Here is a 14543-nt window from a genome sequence, read left to right on the forward strand (position 1 = left end):
AAGGTTCTTGGTCCGCCCTCGTCCTTCGACAAGCTCAGGATGAGGGCTACTGGATCGTCTCTGGCAGTCTGGTTTCCTCATCCTGAGCTTGTCGAAGGACGAGGAAACCAGCCGCGCCTTATTCCGCCGCGATCAGCGCGGGTGCGCCGAGCTTGGCCGTCAGATAGCGGTGGATGGCGTCGGCGGCGTCGCGGCCGTCCTTGATCGCCCAGACCACCAGCGAGGCGCCGCGGACGATGTCGCCGGCGGCGAACACGCCGTCCAGATTGGTCATCTGGTTGCGGACGTCGGCCTTCACGGTGCCCCAGCGCGTGGTCTTCAGGTCGGGAGCAGACCAGGCCTGCGGCAGGTTCTCGGGCTCGAAGCCCAGGGCCTTGACCACCAGCTGGGCCGGACGATCGAAATCGCCGCCCTCGATCTCTTCCGGCGACTGGCGGCCCGAGGCGTCCGGGGCGCCCAGGCGCATGCGGATGGCGCGCACGCCGGTCACGGCGTTGGCGTCGCCCGACAGGGCGCGGGGGGCCGCCAGCCATTCGAAGGTCACGCCTTCTTCCTCGGCATTGGCCACTTCGCGCAGCGAGCCCGGCATGTTGGCCTTGTCGCGGCGATAGAGGCAGGTGACCGAGGTCGCGCCCTGGCGGATGGCGGTGCGCACGCAGTCCATGGCGGTGTCGCCGCCGCCGACCACGACCACGTCCTTGCCCGAGGCGTTCAGTTCGCCGCTGTCATAGGCCGGGACGTCGTCGCCCAGGGTCTTCTTGTTCGAGGCGATCAGATAGTCGAGGGCCGGGACCACGCCGGCGTTGCCCGCGCCGGGGGCCACCAGGTCGCGCGCGGCGTAGACGCCCACGGCGATCAGAACCGCATCGTGCTGTTCGCGCAGCTGCTCGAGCGTGGCGTCCTTGCCGACCTCGAAGCCCAGCTTGAAGACCACGCCGCCGTCGGCCAGCCGCTGGGTGCGACGCTCGACGACGTCCTTCTCCAGCTTGAAGCCGGGAATGCCGTAGATCAGAAGGCCGCCGGCGCGGTCGTGGCGGTCATAGACGACGACGTCATAGCCCTGCTCGCGCAGGATCTCGGCGGCGGCCAGGCCGGCGGGGCCCGCGCCGACGACGCCGACCGACTGGCCGCGCGCGGGTCCGGCGACCAGCGGCTTGACCCAGCCCATCTCCCAGGCCTTGTCGGTCAGGTAGCGCTCGACCGAACCGATCGTCACCGTGCCGTGACCCGACTGCTCTATGACGCAGTTGCCTTCGCAGAGACGATCCTGCGGGCAGATTCTACCGCAGACCTCGGGCATCGAGTTGGTGGCCTGGGACAGCTGATAGGCTTCCTCCAGGCGGCCCTCGGCGGTCATCCGCAACCAGTCGGGGATGTTGTTGTGCAACGGGCAGTGGGTCTGGCAGAACGGCACGCCGCATTGCGAGCAACGCGAGGCCTGCTCGTTGGCTTTCGCGTCGATGAAGTCGGCGTAGATCTCGTGGAAGTCGCCGCTACGAGCGTGCGCCGCACGCTTTTCAGGCGTCTTGCGGGCGACCGTCGTGAATTTCAGCATGCGCTCGGCCATGCGGCTTCCCCAATCCCGACTTCTGGGCCCTGCTTGCAGGGTAAAAATTGCGTTCCGCGGCCTATTACGGACTCTTTTCCGCAAGAAGAATGCGGTGGTCTACAAAATAGACGAATTTATCCTTGGCGACCGCAGGGTCATTGCGAGCGACTCGCAATCGATAGGCTAAATAGTCCACTTTGTGGATTAACGCTGTCTTTACCGTGTCAGGCGCACGCCAAGCGACGACGTTTAGAGGCCATGCGCCTGGGGGAATGACATGCCGGATTGGCTGATCGCGATCGTGCTGGGCCTGGTTGAGGGCCTCACCGAATTCATCCCTGTCTCGTCGACGGGCCACCTGCTTCTGACCAAGATCGCCCTGGGCCTGACCGATCCGGCCTGGGACACCTTCATCGTCCTGATCCAGCTGGGCGCGGTGCTGGCGGTGGTCGCGGTCTACTTCCAGCGCCTGTGGAACGTGGTGATCGGCCTGCCGACCAAGCCGGAGGCCCGCCGCTTCGCGCTCAGTGTGATCATCGGCTGCGTTCCGGCCTTCGCCGCCGGCCTGGCCCTGCACGGCGTCATCAAGCACTTCTTTGAGAACCCGTTCCTGCCGCAGGTGATCTGCGTGTCGCTGATCGTCGGCGGCGTGCTGCTGCTGGTCGTCGACAAGAAGGCTCCGCCGGCCCGCGAGCTGGACGGCATGGCGCTGAGCCTGAAGACCGCCTTCCTGATCGGCCTCTTCCAGTGCCTGTCGCTGGTGCCGGGCGTGTCGCGCTCGGGCTCGACCATCGTCGGCTCGATGCTGCTGGGCGTGGATCGCAAGGCGGCCGCCGAGTTCAGCTTCTTCATGGCCATCCCGATCATGGTCGGCGCCTTCGCGCTGGACCTGCTCAAGAGCTACAAGGACATCGATCCCAGCCACGCCGGCGCGATCGCCATCGGCTTCGTGGTGTCGTTCCTGTCGGGCCTGCTGGTGGTCAAGACCATGATCGCCTTCATCGGCAAGCGCGGCTTCGCGCCGTTCGCCTGGTGGCGGATCGTGGTGGGCGTGATCGGCCTGGGCCTGATCTACATTCCGCGCTGACAGCTCGTCCTTCTCCCCTTGTGGGAGAAGGTGGCCCCGGCGAATGCCGGGGTCGGATGAGGGGTCGCAGAACGCAAAAGCCGCGCCCGGTCTTTCGACGGGCGCGGCTTTGATTTTGAGAAACCCTCATCCGGCGCTGCGCGCCACCTTCTCCCGCAAGGGGAGAAGGGAAGTATTTCCTAGAACGCCCCCGCGGGCGTAGCGGCGTACTGGCCGCCCTTGCGATAGCGGTAGAGGTAGGACGGCACGATGGCCTCGACGCTGGTCGGGACGACGCCGGCCTCGGCCAGGCCCGGGAGGCCGTGATCGGCGACATTGTCGGTCTTCAGCAGCTCGACCTGATCGCTGGCCAGCGGCGGGGCGATCGGAACGAGGCCCGCCATGAAATCACCGGCCTTGCCGATCAGCGAGGCGGCGAACCACGGCACCGGCACAAGCACCCGCTCGCGGCCGGTCTCGGTGAGGATCAGCTCCAGGATCTGGCGCATGGTGTAGACGGTCGGACCGCCCAGCTCATAGGTCACGCCCTCGGCCGCGGGGCTGGAGACCGCCTTGGCGATCACGGCGGCCACGTCGCCGACGAACACCGGCTGGAAGCGAGTGTCGCCGCCGACCAGCGGCAGGGCCGGGGACAGGGCGGCCATCTGGCCGAACTTGTTGAAGAAGCTGTCGTCCTGGCCGAACACCACCGACGGGCGGACGATCACGGCGCCCGGGAAGGCGGCGCGGACGGCCGCTTCGCCCTCGGCCTTGGTGCGCGCGTACTTGGACTCGGAATTGGCGTCGGCGCCGATGGCGCTGATCTGCACGAAGCGGGTGACGCCGGCGACCTTGGCGCGCTCGGCGACGGTCTTGGCGCCCATCACGTGGACGGCCTGGAACTTCTGGCGACCGCTCTCCCAGAGCAGGCCCACCAGGTTGACGCAGCCTTCCGCGCCATCCAGGGCCCGCGTCACCGAGGCGACGTTGCGGACATTGGCCTGGACCACCTCGATCTGACCGACGTCGCCCAGCATCCGCATCTTGTAGGCGAGGTTGGGCTGGCGCACCGCCACGCGAACGCGATGGCCCGCCTTGGCGAGCTGTCGCACGACCTGGCTGCCGACGAAGCCGGAGCCGCCGAACACCGTTACCAGACCTTGCATCGTCTACCCTCGTCGCCTGCGATGATCCGGGGGATAGACGACCGCGAGACGGTTCGCAACGAAATGCGCGATTTGTCGATTGACGCCGTCAAAAGCTTTCCCTAAACGTCCCGGCCTCGCGGCGATCCAACGATCGCTTCGCAGGCCCAGGTGGCGGAATTGGTAGACGCGCTGGCTTCAGGTGCCAGTGACTGAAAGGTCGTGGAGGTTCGAGTCCTCTCCTGGGCACCACCCCCTACCAACCTTCGAAAGAAGGTCGGGGTGGCGCCGCAAGCTGCTAGCGAATAGATATCCCTGACATCGTGATTAATAGTGTCGCGCGCGCCCGTTCGGGCGCCAGGCCCGGATGACGTCTTTCGTCCTGGCGTGACGCCGGAGAGTACTGAGACTTGGCCAATTTTGTTCATGTGGGCGACCTGCCCGACGACGCCTTCGCCGGCGCGACCATCGTCGCGATCGATTCGGAGACCATGGGCCTGCGCCTGGGCCGCGACCCGCTGTGCGTGGTGCAGCTGTCGTCGGGCGACGGCGACGCCCACCTGGTGCAGCTGGACCGCTCGACCTACGACGCGCCGAATCTCAAGCGCCTGCTCACCGATCCGACGGTGCTGAAGCTTTTCCACTTCGGCCGCTTCGATATCGCCATGTTCCTGCTGCACCTGGGCGTGATGACCGCGCCCGTCTACTGCACCAAGATCGCCTCGAAGATCGCCCGCACCTACACTGACCGCCACGGCCTCAAGGACGTGACCCGCGAGCTGCTGGCCGTGGAGCTGTCCAAGGCCCAGCAGAGCTCGGACTGGGGCGCGCCGACGCTGAGCCCCGAACAGGTGGCCTACGCCGCCTCCGACGTGCTGCACCTGCATGGCCTGCGCGAGCGCCTCAATGTCATGCTCGAGCGCGAGGGTCGCATGGCCCTGGCCCAGGCCTCGTTCGACTTCCTTCCCCACCGCGCCGCCCTCGACCTGGCCGGCTGGGAAGACGTCGACATCTTCGCGCATAGCTGAGGACGCCGATGGCGACAGCCGCGACCTTGCCGCAAGGACGGTCCATCGCCCGCGACCTGGGGCGGTGGCGCCGGCGCTCGCGCACGATCCGGCTGCTGCGCCTGGTGCTGCCGGCCGCCATCCTGGCGATCCTGGTGGCGGTCGCCGTCCAGGTCGGCTGGCGCTCGCTGCAGGTCGCGGCCCGGCCGCCGGCCGAGGCCAAGACCCAGATCCGCATGATCGCTCCGCGCTTCTACGGCCAGTCGGGCGACGGCCGCAGTTTCATGATCACCGCGCGTTCAGCTTTGAGGGACGACAACGATCTGATGAACGTTCGCCTGGATTCTCCGACCCTGACCCTGGGCTTCGACGAGCCCCAGCCCAGCCGGGTGACGGCCAAGTCGGGAATCTATCGCGAGGATACGATGAAGCTGGCCTTGTCCGGCGACGTCCGCATCGACGACGGGGGCGGCTATCGCTTCGCGTCGGAGCAGGCGGTGGTCGACACCAAGACCGGAAATATCAGCGGGGAAACACCGATGTTGGGCGAAGGTCCGACGGGACAGGTGCAATCCAACGCTTACACCGTATATGACAAGGGCGACCGTGTCGTGTTCAGGGGTGGGGTTCGCACCCGGCTCGAAACTAAGTAAGAAGACGCGAGCGGCCGGGCCGCGAGCGCCACAGATGAGGACTCTGACTTGATGCAGCGTTGGATGGCGGCGGCGGCGACCGCACTGATCCTGGCGAGCGGCGGCGCGGCCTTCGCTCAGGTCGCCAGCGACTCCAGCGCGCCCGTGGACATCTCCGCGGACGAGCAAGAGAACATCAACAGCCAGTGCCGCACGATCTTCCGCGGCAATGTCGAGATGCTGCAGGACAAGAGCCGCATGCGCGCGGCCGTGGTCAACGCCTACTCCAAGAAGAAGCCCGCCGCCTCCGGCGCGGCGGCCGGTTGCGGCGACGTCGATCACGTCGAGGCCGACGGCGACGTCTATTTCGTCAACCAGGACCAGACGGTCCGGGGCGACCACGCCGTCTACACCTACGCCAATGACATCATCGTCATCACCGGCAACGTCATCGTCATCCGCGGCCAGGATGTGGCCCGCGGCGACCGGATGACGGTCAACACCAAGACCAATGACGTGAAGCTCGAGTCCAACGCCAAGGGGCGGGGCAAGCAGCGCGTGCGGGCCGTGTTCTATCCGGAAGACTCCAAGACCCAACCCGCAGCGACCCCCAACCGCTAGGCCGTACGGATGAAGATGACGCCCCTCGGCGGTTCCGATCGCCCCGAAACCGACGGCCTGTTCGTCGACGCCGTCGGCAAGTCGTTCGGCGACCGTCCTGTGGTCAAGAGCGTCTCCCTGCGCCTGAAGCGCGGCGAGGTCGCCGGCCTGCTGGGCCCCAACGGCGCCGGCAAGACCACCTGCTTCTACATGATCACCGGTCTGATCGCCGCCGACTACGGCTCGATCTATCTGGACGGCGAGGACATCACCGCCCAGCCGATGTTCCAGCGGGCCCGCCTCGGCGTCGGCTACCTGCCGCAGGAAGCTTCGATCTTCCGGGGCATGACGGTCGAGCAGAACGTCATGGCCGTGGTCGAGATGCGCGAGAAGAACCAGCGCGCCGCCGCCGAGACGGTGACCGGCATCCTGGAAGAGCTGCGCATCACCCACATCCGCAAGTCGCCGGCCGTCGCCCTGTCGGGCGGTGAGCGCCGCCGCGTGGAAATCGCCCGGGCCCTGGCCAGCGAGCCGTCGTTCATGCTGCTGGACGAGCCCTTCGCCGGCATCGATCCGCTGGCCATCGCCGACATCCGCGACGTCATCGGCTATCTGAAGAAGCGTGGAATCGGCATCCTGATCACCGACCACAACGTGCGCGAGACGCTCGATATCATCGATCGCGCATCAATCATTCACGCTGGCGAAGTGCTGTTCGAAGGCTCGCCGAAGGAAATCATCGACGATCCGGAAGTTCGCCGCGTCTATCTGGGCGATTATTTCGCCGAGCGCGTCTGAATAAAAAGTCGTTCTGATGCAATGCCTTATCCCGCGCGGTGCGCCGACCGCGCGGGATTTTCGCGTTCTGGCGGCGGGGCGGAAGGTCGCACCGGCCCGGATATTGCAGGCGTTGGCGAGCCGTTAACCTAGTTGGCGCTTCAATGGCGATCGTAAGTTGTTCGATTTGCCGAGGAGGGCGCATTGGCGCTCAGCCATCGACTAGAGATCCGGCAAGGCCAGGGTCTGGTCATCACCCCGCAACTGCAGCAGGCGATCAAGCTGCTGCAGCTGTCCAACATCGAGCTCGACGCCTTCGTCGAGGCCGAGCTGGAACGCAATCCGCTGCTGCAGCGCGATGAGGGCGAGAGCGACTCCGCGCCCGAGGTCGAGCGCGAGCCGGTCGCCAGCGACCTGGGCGTGGACGTGGTGGCCGAGGGCTCGGCCAATTCCGAAATGGACGCGACGCCCGACGACGTCTCGCCCGGCGAGCGCGCCACCGGCGACGGCGCCGATGTCGACCATGGGGCCGAGCAGGCCGGCGGCCAGATCGACTGGTCGCGGGCGGGCGGCGGCGGCTCGTTCGATCATGACGGCGAATATGAAGGCGCCCTGACCGGCGTTCCGACCCTTTCCGAGTATCTGCAGCGCCAGCTGGTCCAGGCGGCCCTGCCGACGACCCAGCAACTGGTCGCCAACGTGCTGATCGACGCCGTCGACGAGGGCGGCTACCTGCGCCTGGACCTAGCCGACACCGCCGAGCGCCTGGGCTGCGGCCTGGAGCTGGTCGAGGGCGTCCTGACCATCCTGCAGGGCTTCGAGCCCGTCGGGATCTTCGCCCGCGATGTCCGCGAATGCCTGGCCCTGCAGCTGAAGGACCAGAACCGCTACGACCCGTGCATGGCGGCCCTGCTCGACAACCTCGAAATGCTGGCCCGTCGCGACATGAACGGCCTGCGCCGCGTCTGCGGGGTCGACGACGAGGACCTGCGCGAGATGGTCGCCGAGATCCGCGCCCTCAATCCGCGTCCCGGCGCCGGCTTCCACAGCGAACCGGCCGAGACCCTGGTGCCCGACGTCCATGTCCGCGAGGGTCTGGGCGGCATGTGGCACGTCGAGCTGAACACCGACACCCTGCCCCGGGTGCTGGTCGACCAGCGCTATCACGCCCGTGTTTCCAAGGGCGCGCGCACCGACCAGGAAAAGACCTTCGTCTCCGACTGCATGGCCACGGCCAACTGGCTGGTGAAGAGCCTGGACCAGCGCGCCAAGACCATCCTGAAGGTCTCCAGCGAGATCGTCCGCCAGCAGGACGGCTTCCTGGCCTTCGGCGTCGAGCACCTGCGCCCGCTGAACCTGAAGACCGTCGCCGACGCCATCGGCATGCACGAGAGCACGGTCAGCCGGGTGACCTCGAACAAGTACATCGCCACCCCGCGCGGGGTGTTCGAGCTGAAGTTCTTCTTCACCTCGGCTATCCAGTCGTCCGAGGGCGGAGAAGCCCACTCGGCCGCCAGCGTCCGTCACAAGATCAAGGGCCTGGTCGACGCCGAGAAGGTCGAGAAGGACGTCCATTCGGACGACGCCATCGTCGAGATCCTCAAGGCCGCCGGCGTCGACATCGCGCGACGCACCGTGGCCAAATATCGCGAAGCGATGCGAATTCCATCATCGGTTGAGCGCCGGCGCCTGATCAAGGAAGCCTGCTGACCAAATCGTGACGTGACGCGATCTTCATGACCGCAAGGCCCGCCCGGCGTTATAGGGTGTCGAGCAGGAGCGCGCATGACGACCGGAAGCCTAGCTGAAGTCATCGAGGGATTTGGCGAGGACGCGCGTCCCAGCCTGACGGTCGGCCAGATGCTGGAAGCCTTCGATAGCCGCGCCTTCGGGGCGATGCTGTTCGTGTTCGGCGCGCTCAACTGCCTGCCGCTGCCGCCGGGCTCCTCGACGATCCTCAGCCTGCCGATCCTGCTGCTGGCCCCGCAGATCGCCTTGGGGGCCGACGCGCCGTGGCTGCCGCGGCGGATGGTCGACCGCCCGCTCAAGCGCGACGACCTGCGCGGCCTGTTCCGCAAGCTGACCCCGGTGGTCAAGCGCATGGAGCTGATCACCAAGCCGCGCCTGTCGTGGGTGTTCACGCCGCTGGGCGAGCGGATGGTCGGGGTGGTCTGCACGCTGCTGGCCCTGGTGCTGGTCCTGCCCATCCCGCTGGGCAACCTGGCCCCCGGCGCGACCGTGGCGATCCTGTCCCTGGCCCTGCTGCAGCGGGACGGCCTGCTGGCCCTGCTGGGCTATGCGATGGCCGCCGTCAGCCTGGGCCTGCTGTTCGTCAGCGCCGGCATGGTGACGGCCGCCGTGCGCAAGGGCGTCGAGGTGATTTCCGGCTTTTTCTGATCGGGTTTCCGATCCCTGCGGCGCCGCTTGACACCGGCTCGGGACAGGCGCGTTGTTAGGGCATGCAAGTCCAAGTCTCCGGCAAGCATGTCGACGTTGGTGAGGCTCTGCGAGCGCGAGTCTCCGACGAAATCGCCCTGAGCATCGGTAAGTATTTCGACCGCGGCGGTGACGCCGATGTCGTGATCAGCAAGGAAGGCCACGCCTTCCGCGCCGATTGCTCGGTAAAGCTGGCTTCGGGTCAGCAACTCCTTAGCCATGGAGCGGGCGGCGACGCCCATGCGGCCTTCGACGCCGCCCTGGCCAAGATCGAGACGAGGATACGTCGCTACAAGCGACGACTTAAGAGCCACTCCATCGCGGCCACGGCCAAGCAAGCCGAGAACGCCGCGATGTACGTCCTGCGGGCTCCGGACGTCGATGATCACGAGGATGACGACTGGGGCGGCGACGACGCCCACCCGGCCGGCGCCCCCTCGGCCATGATCATCGCCGAGACCCAGGCCTCGCTGAAGATAATGACCGTTTCCATGGCTGTCATGGAACTGGACTTGACCGAGTCCCAGGCAATCGTGTTTAGGAACGCCGCCCACGACGGATTGTCAGTGGTTTATCGGCGACCAGACGGGAATATCGGCTGGATCGACCCTGAACGCACGAAGTCGCTGAACGGGAACGGATCGATCGCGAACTAAGGCATCCTGCCAGGCTGCCGAACGTTCTCGATGGGTCCTCCAACGACAGTGTTCGGCGGCCGGCAGCGAGTGAGCGGCATGACTATCGGCGATCTCTTGGACCCTGGAGCCGTGGCGCTCCGAGTCAGCGCCCCGGGCAAGCGCCAGGTGCTCGGCGTCATCGCCGATGTCGCCGCCCGAATCCTCAATGTCGACAGCGACGCCGTCCAGGACAGCCTGATGGAGCGCGAGGCGGCCGGTTCGACCGGCGTCGGCCAGGGCGTGGCCATTCCCCATGCCCGGATCGACGGCCTGGACCGCGTGCGGGCCATCTTCGTGCGGCTGGAGACGCCGGTGGCGTTCGACGCCGTCGACGACAAGCCCGTCGACCTGCTGGTGGCCCTGCTGGCCCCGCGGGACGCCAACGCCCAGCACTTGCGGGCCCTGGCCCGGGTGTCGCGGATGATGCGCCAGCCCGAACTGCGCGAACAGCTGCGCCAGGCCCGTTCGGCCGATGCGGTGCACATCCTGCTGGCCCACGAGCCAACCAGCTCGGCGGCCTGAAGGCGCGTTCGAAGTTTAATTAGAGAACTCGCCCCCACCTGGCCGTTGCGCGGCCGTCCGCCCCCATAGGGGGCGGATAGAACGCGCCATCTTCCCCCTATGGGGGAGGAGCGCGAAGCGCGGAGGGGGCGAGTCCTCCGCGCTCCTTCAACTCAGTGAACCGAGACCGGGGCCAGTTCGTGGGCCAGGGCGGCGGCGACGGCGGTGTCGCGGTCGATCATGACCGCCAGGCGCGCGCCGTCGGCGCGGCACACCGCATAGAGGGTCTGGTCGGGCTGCAGGTCGAAGTCCGTCACGCCGACGGGCGCGTCGGCCAGGATCTCGGCGGCCTTGATGGGCCGGACATAGACGAGGTCCGGGGCGCCGAGCGCCGCGAAGGCTTCCTTCGTAAAGACCGATGTTTGGGGGTTAGGCGTCATGATGACCACCTCCTTCGAAAAGGGAACGCGCCGTTGCCTGCCCGGTTCAGCGGGCTTTTCGCGGTGCGGAAATTTCACGAGCGTCGCCGGTTCAGGCGATCGAGCGGATCGGGATGCGCTTGACCAGTTTCTCGGGGCGCGGCCGGGCCAGATCGATGTGCAGCAGGCCGTGCTCCAGGGTGGCGGCGGTGACCTCGAGGCCCTCGGCGAGCACGAAGGTGCGCACGAAGCCCCGGGCGGCGATCCCACGGTGCAGGAAGGCCCTCTCGGCCTCCGTGCGGGCGTCGGCGTCGCGCTTGCCCGCCACGACCAGCTGGCCGGCCTCCACGGTCACCTGCAGCTGATCCGGCGAGAACCCGGCCACCGCCAGGGTGATGCGCACGCCGCCGTCCTCGTTCTGCTCGACATTGTACGGCGGATAGCTTTCGGACGCGGCCTTCGCCGCGCGCTCGATCAGGTCTCGGGTGTGTTCGAAGCCCAGCAGAAAGGGGCTGTCGAACAGGATCGTTCGGGTCATCGCGAAGTCCTTCGCTAAAGCGACTTCGTTCGCGCGGTCATGGCCCTGGATCGGCGCCGCAACCGCGCAACGTGATCCGTAGGTGGAGATTTGCCGCGGGCTGTTCAAGACGCCGACGGTTCAAGTTCATCGCCGGCCTGGCGTGGCGGAAAAGCGCGGGGCGTTTGTCAGGCCCCGGACATGGAAACGGCCGCTCCCTTTAGGGAAGCGGCCGTTTTGGTGGAGCTAAGCGGAGTCGAACCGCTGACCTCTTGAATGCCATTCAAGCGCTCTACCAGCTGAGCTATAGCCCCGAGGTCCTTGGAATTCCAAGAGAACCTTGGTGTTTCTCGTCGGCTCCGAACTGGCCGGCCCCGGCGAGGCGCGATACCTATGCCGGGAGGATTTTTGGATCAACCCTCCCGGCGCATTTTTTCGAAGTTTTTTTCGACGCGGCTTTCAGGCCTTAACGGTCGTCGTCGTCGGTGCCCGGGAGGCCCTCGATTTCGTCGTCCAGAACGTCCTCGTCCTCGTCTTCGAGGAAGGGCACGTCATCGGCTTCGTCCTCGGCGAGATCCTCGTCCTCGGCGAAGTCGACGCCCAGGTCGTCGCCGCCCGCGGGGGCCGGCGCGCCCGGATCGGCGTCCTCATCGTCGGTCTCGATGACGTCGGGTTCGACGACATCGATTTCCGGGGTTTCATCGACTTCGTCCTCGAAGCCGTCCTCGTCCTTCGGAGCGGGGGCGGGCTTCTCGTCGTCGGCGTCATAGTCCGGCGTGACGGCGCGAGCGCGGACGCGGCGCGATTTCAGCGCCTCTTCCGGATCGAACGTCTCGCCGCACTTGGGGCAGACAGCCGGACGACGACCAAGGTCGTAGAACTTCGATTGGCAGTTGGGGCAAATTTGCTTTGCGCCCAATTCGGGATTGGCCAAGGCAGGCGACCCTTTGATCCTGATGGGAAATGCGGCCGGTCACTTGCCATGACCAGGGGCCACTGTCAAAAGCAATCCCCTCGCGAAAACCACCATGACTAGGGAGCCGGTTTCGGCATGACGGCTGCTGGACTGAAGAGCGCACCGGGCGGAGCCCTTCGCGGGGTCATTCGCGCGCCGGGCGACAAGTCGATTTCGCACCGCTCGATGATCCTCGGCGCCCTGGCTTCGGGCACCACCACGGTCGAGGGTCTGCTGGAGGGCGACGACGTTCTGGCGACCGCCCGGGCCATGCAGGCCTTCGGCGCGCGGGTCGAGCAGGAGGGCGTCGGCCGCTGGCGGATCGAGGGCAACGGCGGCTTCGCCGAGCCCGTCGACGTCATCGACTGCGGCAACGCCGGCACCGGCGTGCGCCTGATCATGGGCGCGGCGGCGGGTTTTCCGATGTGCGCCACCTTCACCGGCGACAGCTCGCTGCGCGGCCGGCCGATGGGCCGGGTGCTGGATCCCCTGGCCCGCATGGGCGCCACCTGGCTGGGTCGCGACAGGGGCCGCCTGCCCCTGACCCTGAAGGGCGGGGCCCTGCGCGGCCTGAGCTACAAGCTGCCGATGGCCTCGGCCCAGGTGAAGTCGGCCGTGCTGCTGGCCGGCCTGCATGCCGAGGGCGGCGTCGAGGTGATCGAGCCGGAAGCCACTCGTGACCACACCGAGCGCATGCTGCGCGCCTTCGGGGCCGAGGTGATCGTCGAGGATCGTGACGGTGTCCGTCACATCCGCTTGCCCGAAGGCCAGAAGCTGACCGGGACCCACGTCTCGGTGCCGGGCGACCCGTCTTCGGCGGCCTTCCCGCTGGTGGCCGGCCTGCTGGTCCCGGGCTCGGAGGTGACGGTCGAGGGCGTGATGCTCAATGAACTGCGCACCGGGCTCTTCACCACGCTGCAGGAGATGGGCGCGGATCTGGTGATCTCGAACGTCCGCCTGTCCAGCGGCGAGGAGGTCGGCGACATCACCGCGCGATACTCCCAGCTCAAGGGCGTGGTCGTGCCGCCGGAACGCGCGCCGGCGATGATCGACGAATATCCGATCCTGGCCGTGGCGGCCGCTTTCGCCGAGGGCGAGACGGTGATGCGCGGCGTCGGCGAGATGCGCGTCAAGGAAAGCGACCGCATCAGCCTGACCGCCAACGGCCTGAAGGCCTGCGGCGTCCAGGTGGTCGAGGAGCCGGACGGCTTCATCGTCACCGGCACGGGCCAGGCGCCCAAGGGCGGCGGCACGGTCGTCACCCACGGCGATCACCGCATCGCCATGAGCCATCTGGTGCTGGGCATGGCGGCGCAAGCCGGCGTGGCCGTCGACGAGCCGGGCATGATCGCCACCAGCTTCCCCGGCTTCGCCGACCTGATGCGGGGTTTGGGCGCGGATCTGTCGGAAGCCTGAGGAGCCGAAACCCTCGTCCTTCGACAAGCTCAGGATGAGGGTTTCTACTGAACGCCTGATTTCGTCCTCACCCTGAGCCTGTCGAAGGGCGAGGACGCCGCACGGAGCCGCCCCATGGCCTTCATCATCGCCGTCGACGGTCCGGCCGCGTCGGGCAAGGGCACCGTCGCCAGCCGGCTGGCGGCGCTCTATGGCTATCCGATGCTGGACACCGGCCTGCTCTATCGCGCGGTCGGGGTTCGGCTGTTGGCCGCGTCGGGCGATCTCGACGATCCCATCGCCGCCGAGGCCGCGGCCAAGGGCCTGGACCTGGCCGAGCTGGAACGGGCCGAGGTCCGCACCCGCGTCGCCGGCGAGGCCGCCAGCCGGGTGGCGGTTCACCCCGGCGTCCGCGCGGCCCTGTTCGACCTGCAACGCCAGTTCACGCTGCGGGAGCCCGGCAGCGTCATCGACGGCCGCGACATCGGCACCGTCATCGCCCCCGAGGCTCCAGCCAAGCTCTATGTCACCGCCAGCCCCGAGGTGCGGGCGCAGCGGCGCTGGAAGCAGCTGACCGGGCAGGGCGAGGCCGTCGCCTTCGAGGACATCCTGGCCGACATCCACAAGCGCGACGCCCGCGACGGCGGCCGCGAAACCGCGCCCATGACGCAGGCCGCCGACGCCGTCTTGCTCGATACGTCGGAAATGACTATAGAGCAGGCCTTCGATGCGGCCCGCCGCATTGTCGAGACGGCGCGCGCCCGGTCGGGAAACCTCCCGGGCTAATCTAACGCCCGCCTCGCCGCCGCTTAGGAAGCGCCGGACCCGCATCAAAAATCACCCAACCCGGAATCCCCAGAACCGTCA

16 protein-coding genes and 2 tRNA genes are annotated in these 14543 nt (G+C 67.3%); 12 read left to right on the plus strand and 6 right to left on the minus strand.

From position 1 onward, the window contains the following. Positions 1–118: 118 nt before the first annotated feature. Entirely contained in the window at positions 119–1567 is a 1449-nt protein-coding gene (locus tag AC1RUS_RS13560; RefSeq protein ID WP_492916921.1) for an NAD(P)-dependent oxidoreductase, read from the minus strand. Positions 1568–1826: 259 nt separating this feature from the next. On the opposite strand from AC1RUS_RS13560, the gene AC1RUS_RS13565 reads away from it, so the two are divergent. Beyond that, positions 1827–2636 carry an undecaprenyl-diphosphate phosphatase gene (locus AC1RUS_RS13565; protein WP_492916923.1) on the plus strand — a complete coding sequence of 270 codons (810 nt, stop codon included), beginning with the start codon at positions 1827–1829 and terminating at the stop codon, positions 2634–2636. A 179-nt stretch (positions 2637–2815) separates the two neighbouring features. Here the strand turns inward: AC1RUS_RS13565 and AC1RUS_RS13570 are convergent, their stop codons facing one another. Further along, a complete protein-coding gene (locus tag AC1RUS_RS13570) occupies positions 2816–3781 on the minus strand; it encodes a complex I NDUFA9 subunit family protein (RefSeq protein WP_492916925.1) in 966 nt (321 codons plus the stop codon). A 144-nt stretch (positions 3782–3925) separates the two neighbouring features. Between AC1RUS_RS13570 and AC1RUS_RS13575 the strand changes: the two genes are divergently transcribed. The 9 genes from AC1RUS_RS13575 to ptsN all read left to right on the plus strand — a co-directional run bounded on the left by AC1RUS_RS13575 (position 3926) and on the right by ptsN (position 10411). Further along, a tRNA-Leu gene (locus AC1RUS_RS13575) sits at positions 3926–4012 on the plus strand. 158 nt (positions 4013–4170) lie between these two features. Further along, on the plus strand, positions 4171–4788 hold the full coding sequence (locus AC1RUS_RS13580; RefSeq protein ID WP_492916927.1) for a ribonuclease D: 618 nt from the start codon (positions 4171–4173) through the stop codon (positions 4786–4788). 8 nt (positions 4789–4796) lie between these two features. Further along, on the plus strand, positions 4797–5420 hold the full coding sequence (gene lptC, locus AC1RUS_RS13585) for an LPS export ABC transporter periplasmic protein LptC (RefSeq protein WP_492916929.1): 624 nt from the start codon (positions 4797–4799) through the stop codon (positions 5418–5420). 51 nt (positions 5421–5471) lie between these two features. After that, on the plus strand, positions 5472–6020 hold the full coding sequence (locus AC1RUS_RS13590; RefSeq protein WP_492916931.1) for an LptA/OstA family protein: 549 nt from the start codon (positions 5472–5474) through the stop codon (positions 6018–6020). A 15-nt stretch (positions 6021–6035) separates the two neighbouring features. Then, complete coding sequence (gene lptB, locus AC1RUS_RS13595; protein WP_492917122.1) at positions 6036–6797, plus strand: LPS export ABC transporter ATP-binding protein; 762 nt, start codon at positions 6036–6038, stop codon at positions 6795–6797. Positions 6798–6980: 183 nt separating this feature from the next. Next, complete coding sequence (gene rpoN, locus AC1RUS_RS13600) at positions 6981–8486, plus strand: RNA polymerase factor sigma-54 (protein WP_492916933.1); 1506 nt, start codon at positions 6981–6983, stop codon at positions 8484–8486. A 75-nt stretch (positions 8487–8561) separates the two neighbouring features. Further along, on the plus strand, positions 8562–9173 hold the full coding sequence (locus AC1RUS_RS13605) for an exopolysaccharide biosynthesis protein (RefSeq protein ID WP_492916935.1): 612 nt from the start codon (positions 8562–8564) through the stop codon (positions 9171–9173). Positions 9174–9235: 62 nt separating this feature from the next. Then, positions 9236–9868, plus strand: a complete 633-nt coding sequence (gene hpf / locus AC1RUS_RS13610; protein ID WP_492916938.1) for a ribosome hibernation-promoting factor, HPF/YfiA family — start codon at positions 9236–9238, stop codon at positions 9866–9868. Positions 9869–9946: 78 nt separating this feature from the next. Continuing rightward, complete coding sequence (gene ptsN / locus AC1RUS_RS13615) at positions 9947–10411, plus strand: PTS IIA-like nitrogen regulatory protein PtsN (RefSeq protein WP_492916940.1); 465 nt, start codon at positions 9947–9949, stop codon at positions 10409–10411. 152 nt (positions 10412–10563) lie between these two features. Here ptsN and AC1RUS_RS13620 read toward each other — a convergent pair whose 3' ends face one another. From AC1RUS_RS13620 to AC1RUS_RS13635, 4 genes are all read right to left on the minus strand, one after another. Then, entirely contained in the window at positions 10564–10830 is a 267-nt protein-coding gene (locus AC1RUS_RS13620; protein WP_492916942.1) for a DUF1150 family protein, read from the minus strand. Positions 10831–10921: 91 nt separating this feature from the next. Further along, on the minus strand, positions 10922–11347 hold the full coding sequence (locus tag AC1RUS_RS13625) for an Hsp20 family protein (RefSeq protein WP_492916944.1): 426 nt from the start codon (positions 11345–11347) through the stop codon (positions 10922–10924). 217 nt (positions 11348–11564) lie between these two features. Then, positions 11565–11640: transfer RNA gene (locus AC1RUS_RS13630), tRNA-Ala, on the minus strand. 152 nt (positions 11641–11792) lie between these two features. Continuing rightward, entirely contained in the window at positions 11793–12260 is a 468-nt protein-coding gene (locus tag AC1RUS_RS13635; protein WP_492916946.1) for a TIGR02300 family protein, read from the minus strand. A gap of 117 nt (positions 12261–12377) precedes the next feature. On the opposite strand from AC1RUS_RS13635, the gene aroA reads away from it, so the two are divergent. Both aroA and cmk read left to right on the plus strand, forming a co-directional pair. Further along, complete coding sequence (aroA, locus tag AC1RUS_RS13640) at positions 12378–13697, plus strand: 3-phosphoshikimate 1-carboxyvinyltransferase (protein ID WP_492916948.1); 1320 nt, start codon at positions 12378–12380, stop codon at positions 13695–13697. A 114-nt stretch (positions 13698–13811) separates the two neighbouring features. Beyond that, positions 13812–14462, plus strand: coding sequence for a (d)CMP kinase (gene cmk / locus AC1RUS_RS13645; protein WP_492916950.1), 651 nt, complete (start codon positions 13812–13814; stop codon positions 14460–14462). Positions 14463–14543: the final 81 nt, after the last annotated feature.

Source organism: Caulobacter sp. GW821-FHT10F06 (assembly GCF_058809215.1).

Bases quoted from the DNA above. Each gene is read 5' to 3' on its own strand.
- AC1RUS_RS13605 (WP_492916935.1), top strand. From the start codon at position 8,562: ATGACGACCGGAAGCCTAGCTGAAGTCATCGAGGGATTTGGCGAGGAC.
- cmk (WP_492916950.1), top strand. From the start codon at position 13,812: ATGGCCTTCATCATCGCCGTCGACGGTCCGGCCGCGTCGGGCAAGGGC.
- AC1RUS_RS13625 (WP_492916944.1), bottom strand. From the start codon at position 11,347: ATGACCCGAACGATCCTGTTCGACAGCCCCTTTCTGCTGGGCTTCGAA.
- lptC (WP_492916929.1), top strand. From the start codon at position 4,797: ATGGCGACAGCCGCGACCTTGCCGCAAGGACGGTCCATCGCCCGCGAC.
- AC1RUS_RS13570 (WP_492916925.1), bottom strand. From the start codon at position 3,781: ATGCAAGGTCTGGTAACGGTGTTCGGCGGCTCCGGCTTCGTCGGCAGC.
- AC1RUS_RS13565 (WP_492916923.1), top strand. From the start codon at position 1,827: ATGCCGGATTGGCTGATCGCGATCGTGCTGGGCCTGGTTGAGGGCCTC.
- AC1RUS_RS13590 (WP_492916931.1), top strand. From the start codon at position 5,472: ATGCAGCGTTGGATGGCGGCGGCGGCGACCGCACTGATCCTGGCGAGC.
- lptB (WP_492917122.1), top strand. From the start codon at position 6,036: ATGACGCCCCTCGGCGGTTCCGATCGCCCCGAAACCGACGGCCTGTTC.
- AC1RUS_RS13560 (WP_492916921.1), bottom strand. From the start codon at position 1,567: ATGGCCGAGCGCATGCTGAAATTCACGACGGTCGCCCGCAAGACGCCT.
- AC1RUS_RS13620 (WP_492916942.1), bottom strand. From the start codon at position 10,830: ATGACGCCTAACCCCCAAACATCGGTCTTTACGAAGGAAGCCTTCGCG.
- hpf (WP_492916938.1), top strand. From the start codon at position 9,236: ATGCAAGTCCAAGTCTCCGGCAAGCATGTCGACGTTGGTGAGGCTCTG.
- ptsN (WP_492916940.1), top strand. From the start codon at position 9,947: ATGACTATCGGCGATCTCTTGGACCCTGGAGCCGTGGCGCTCCGAGTC.
- aroA (WP_492916948.1), top strand. From the start codon at position 12,378: ATGACGGCTGCTGGACTGAAGAGCGCACCGGGCGGAGCCCTTCGCGGG.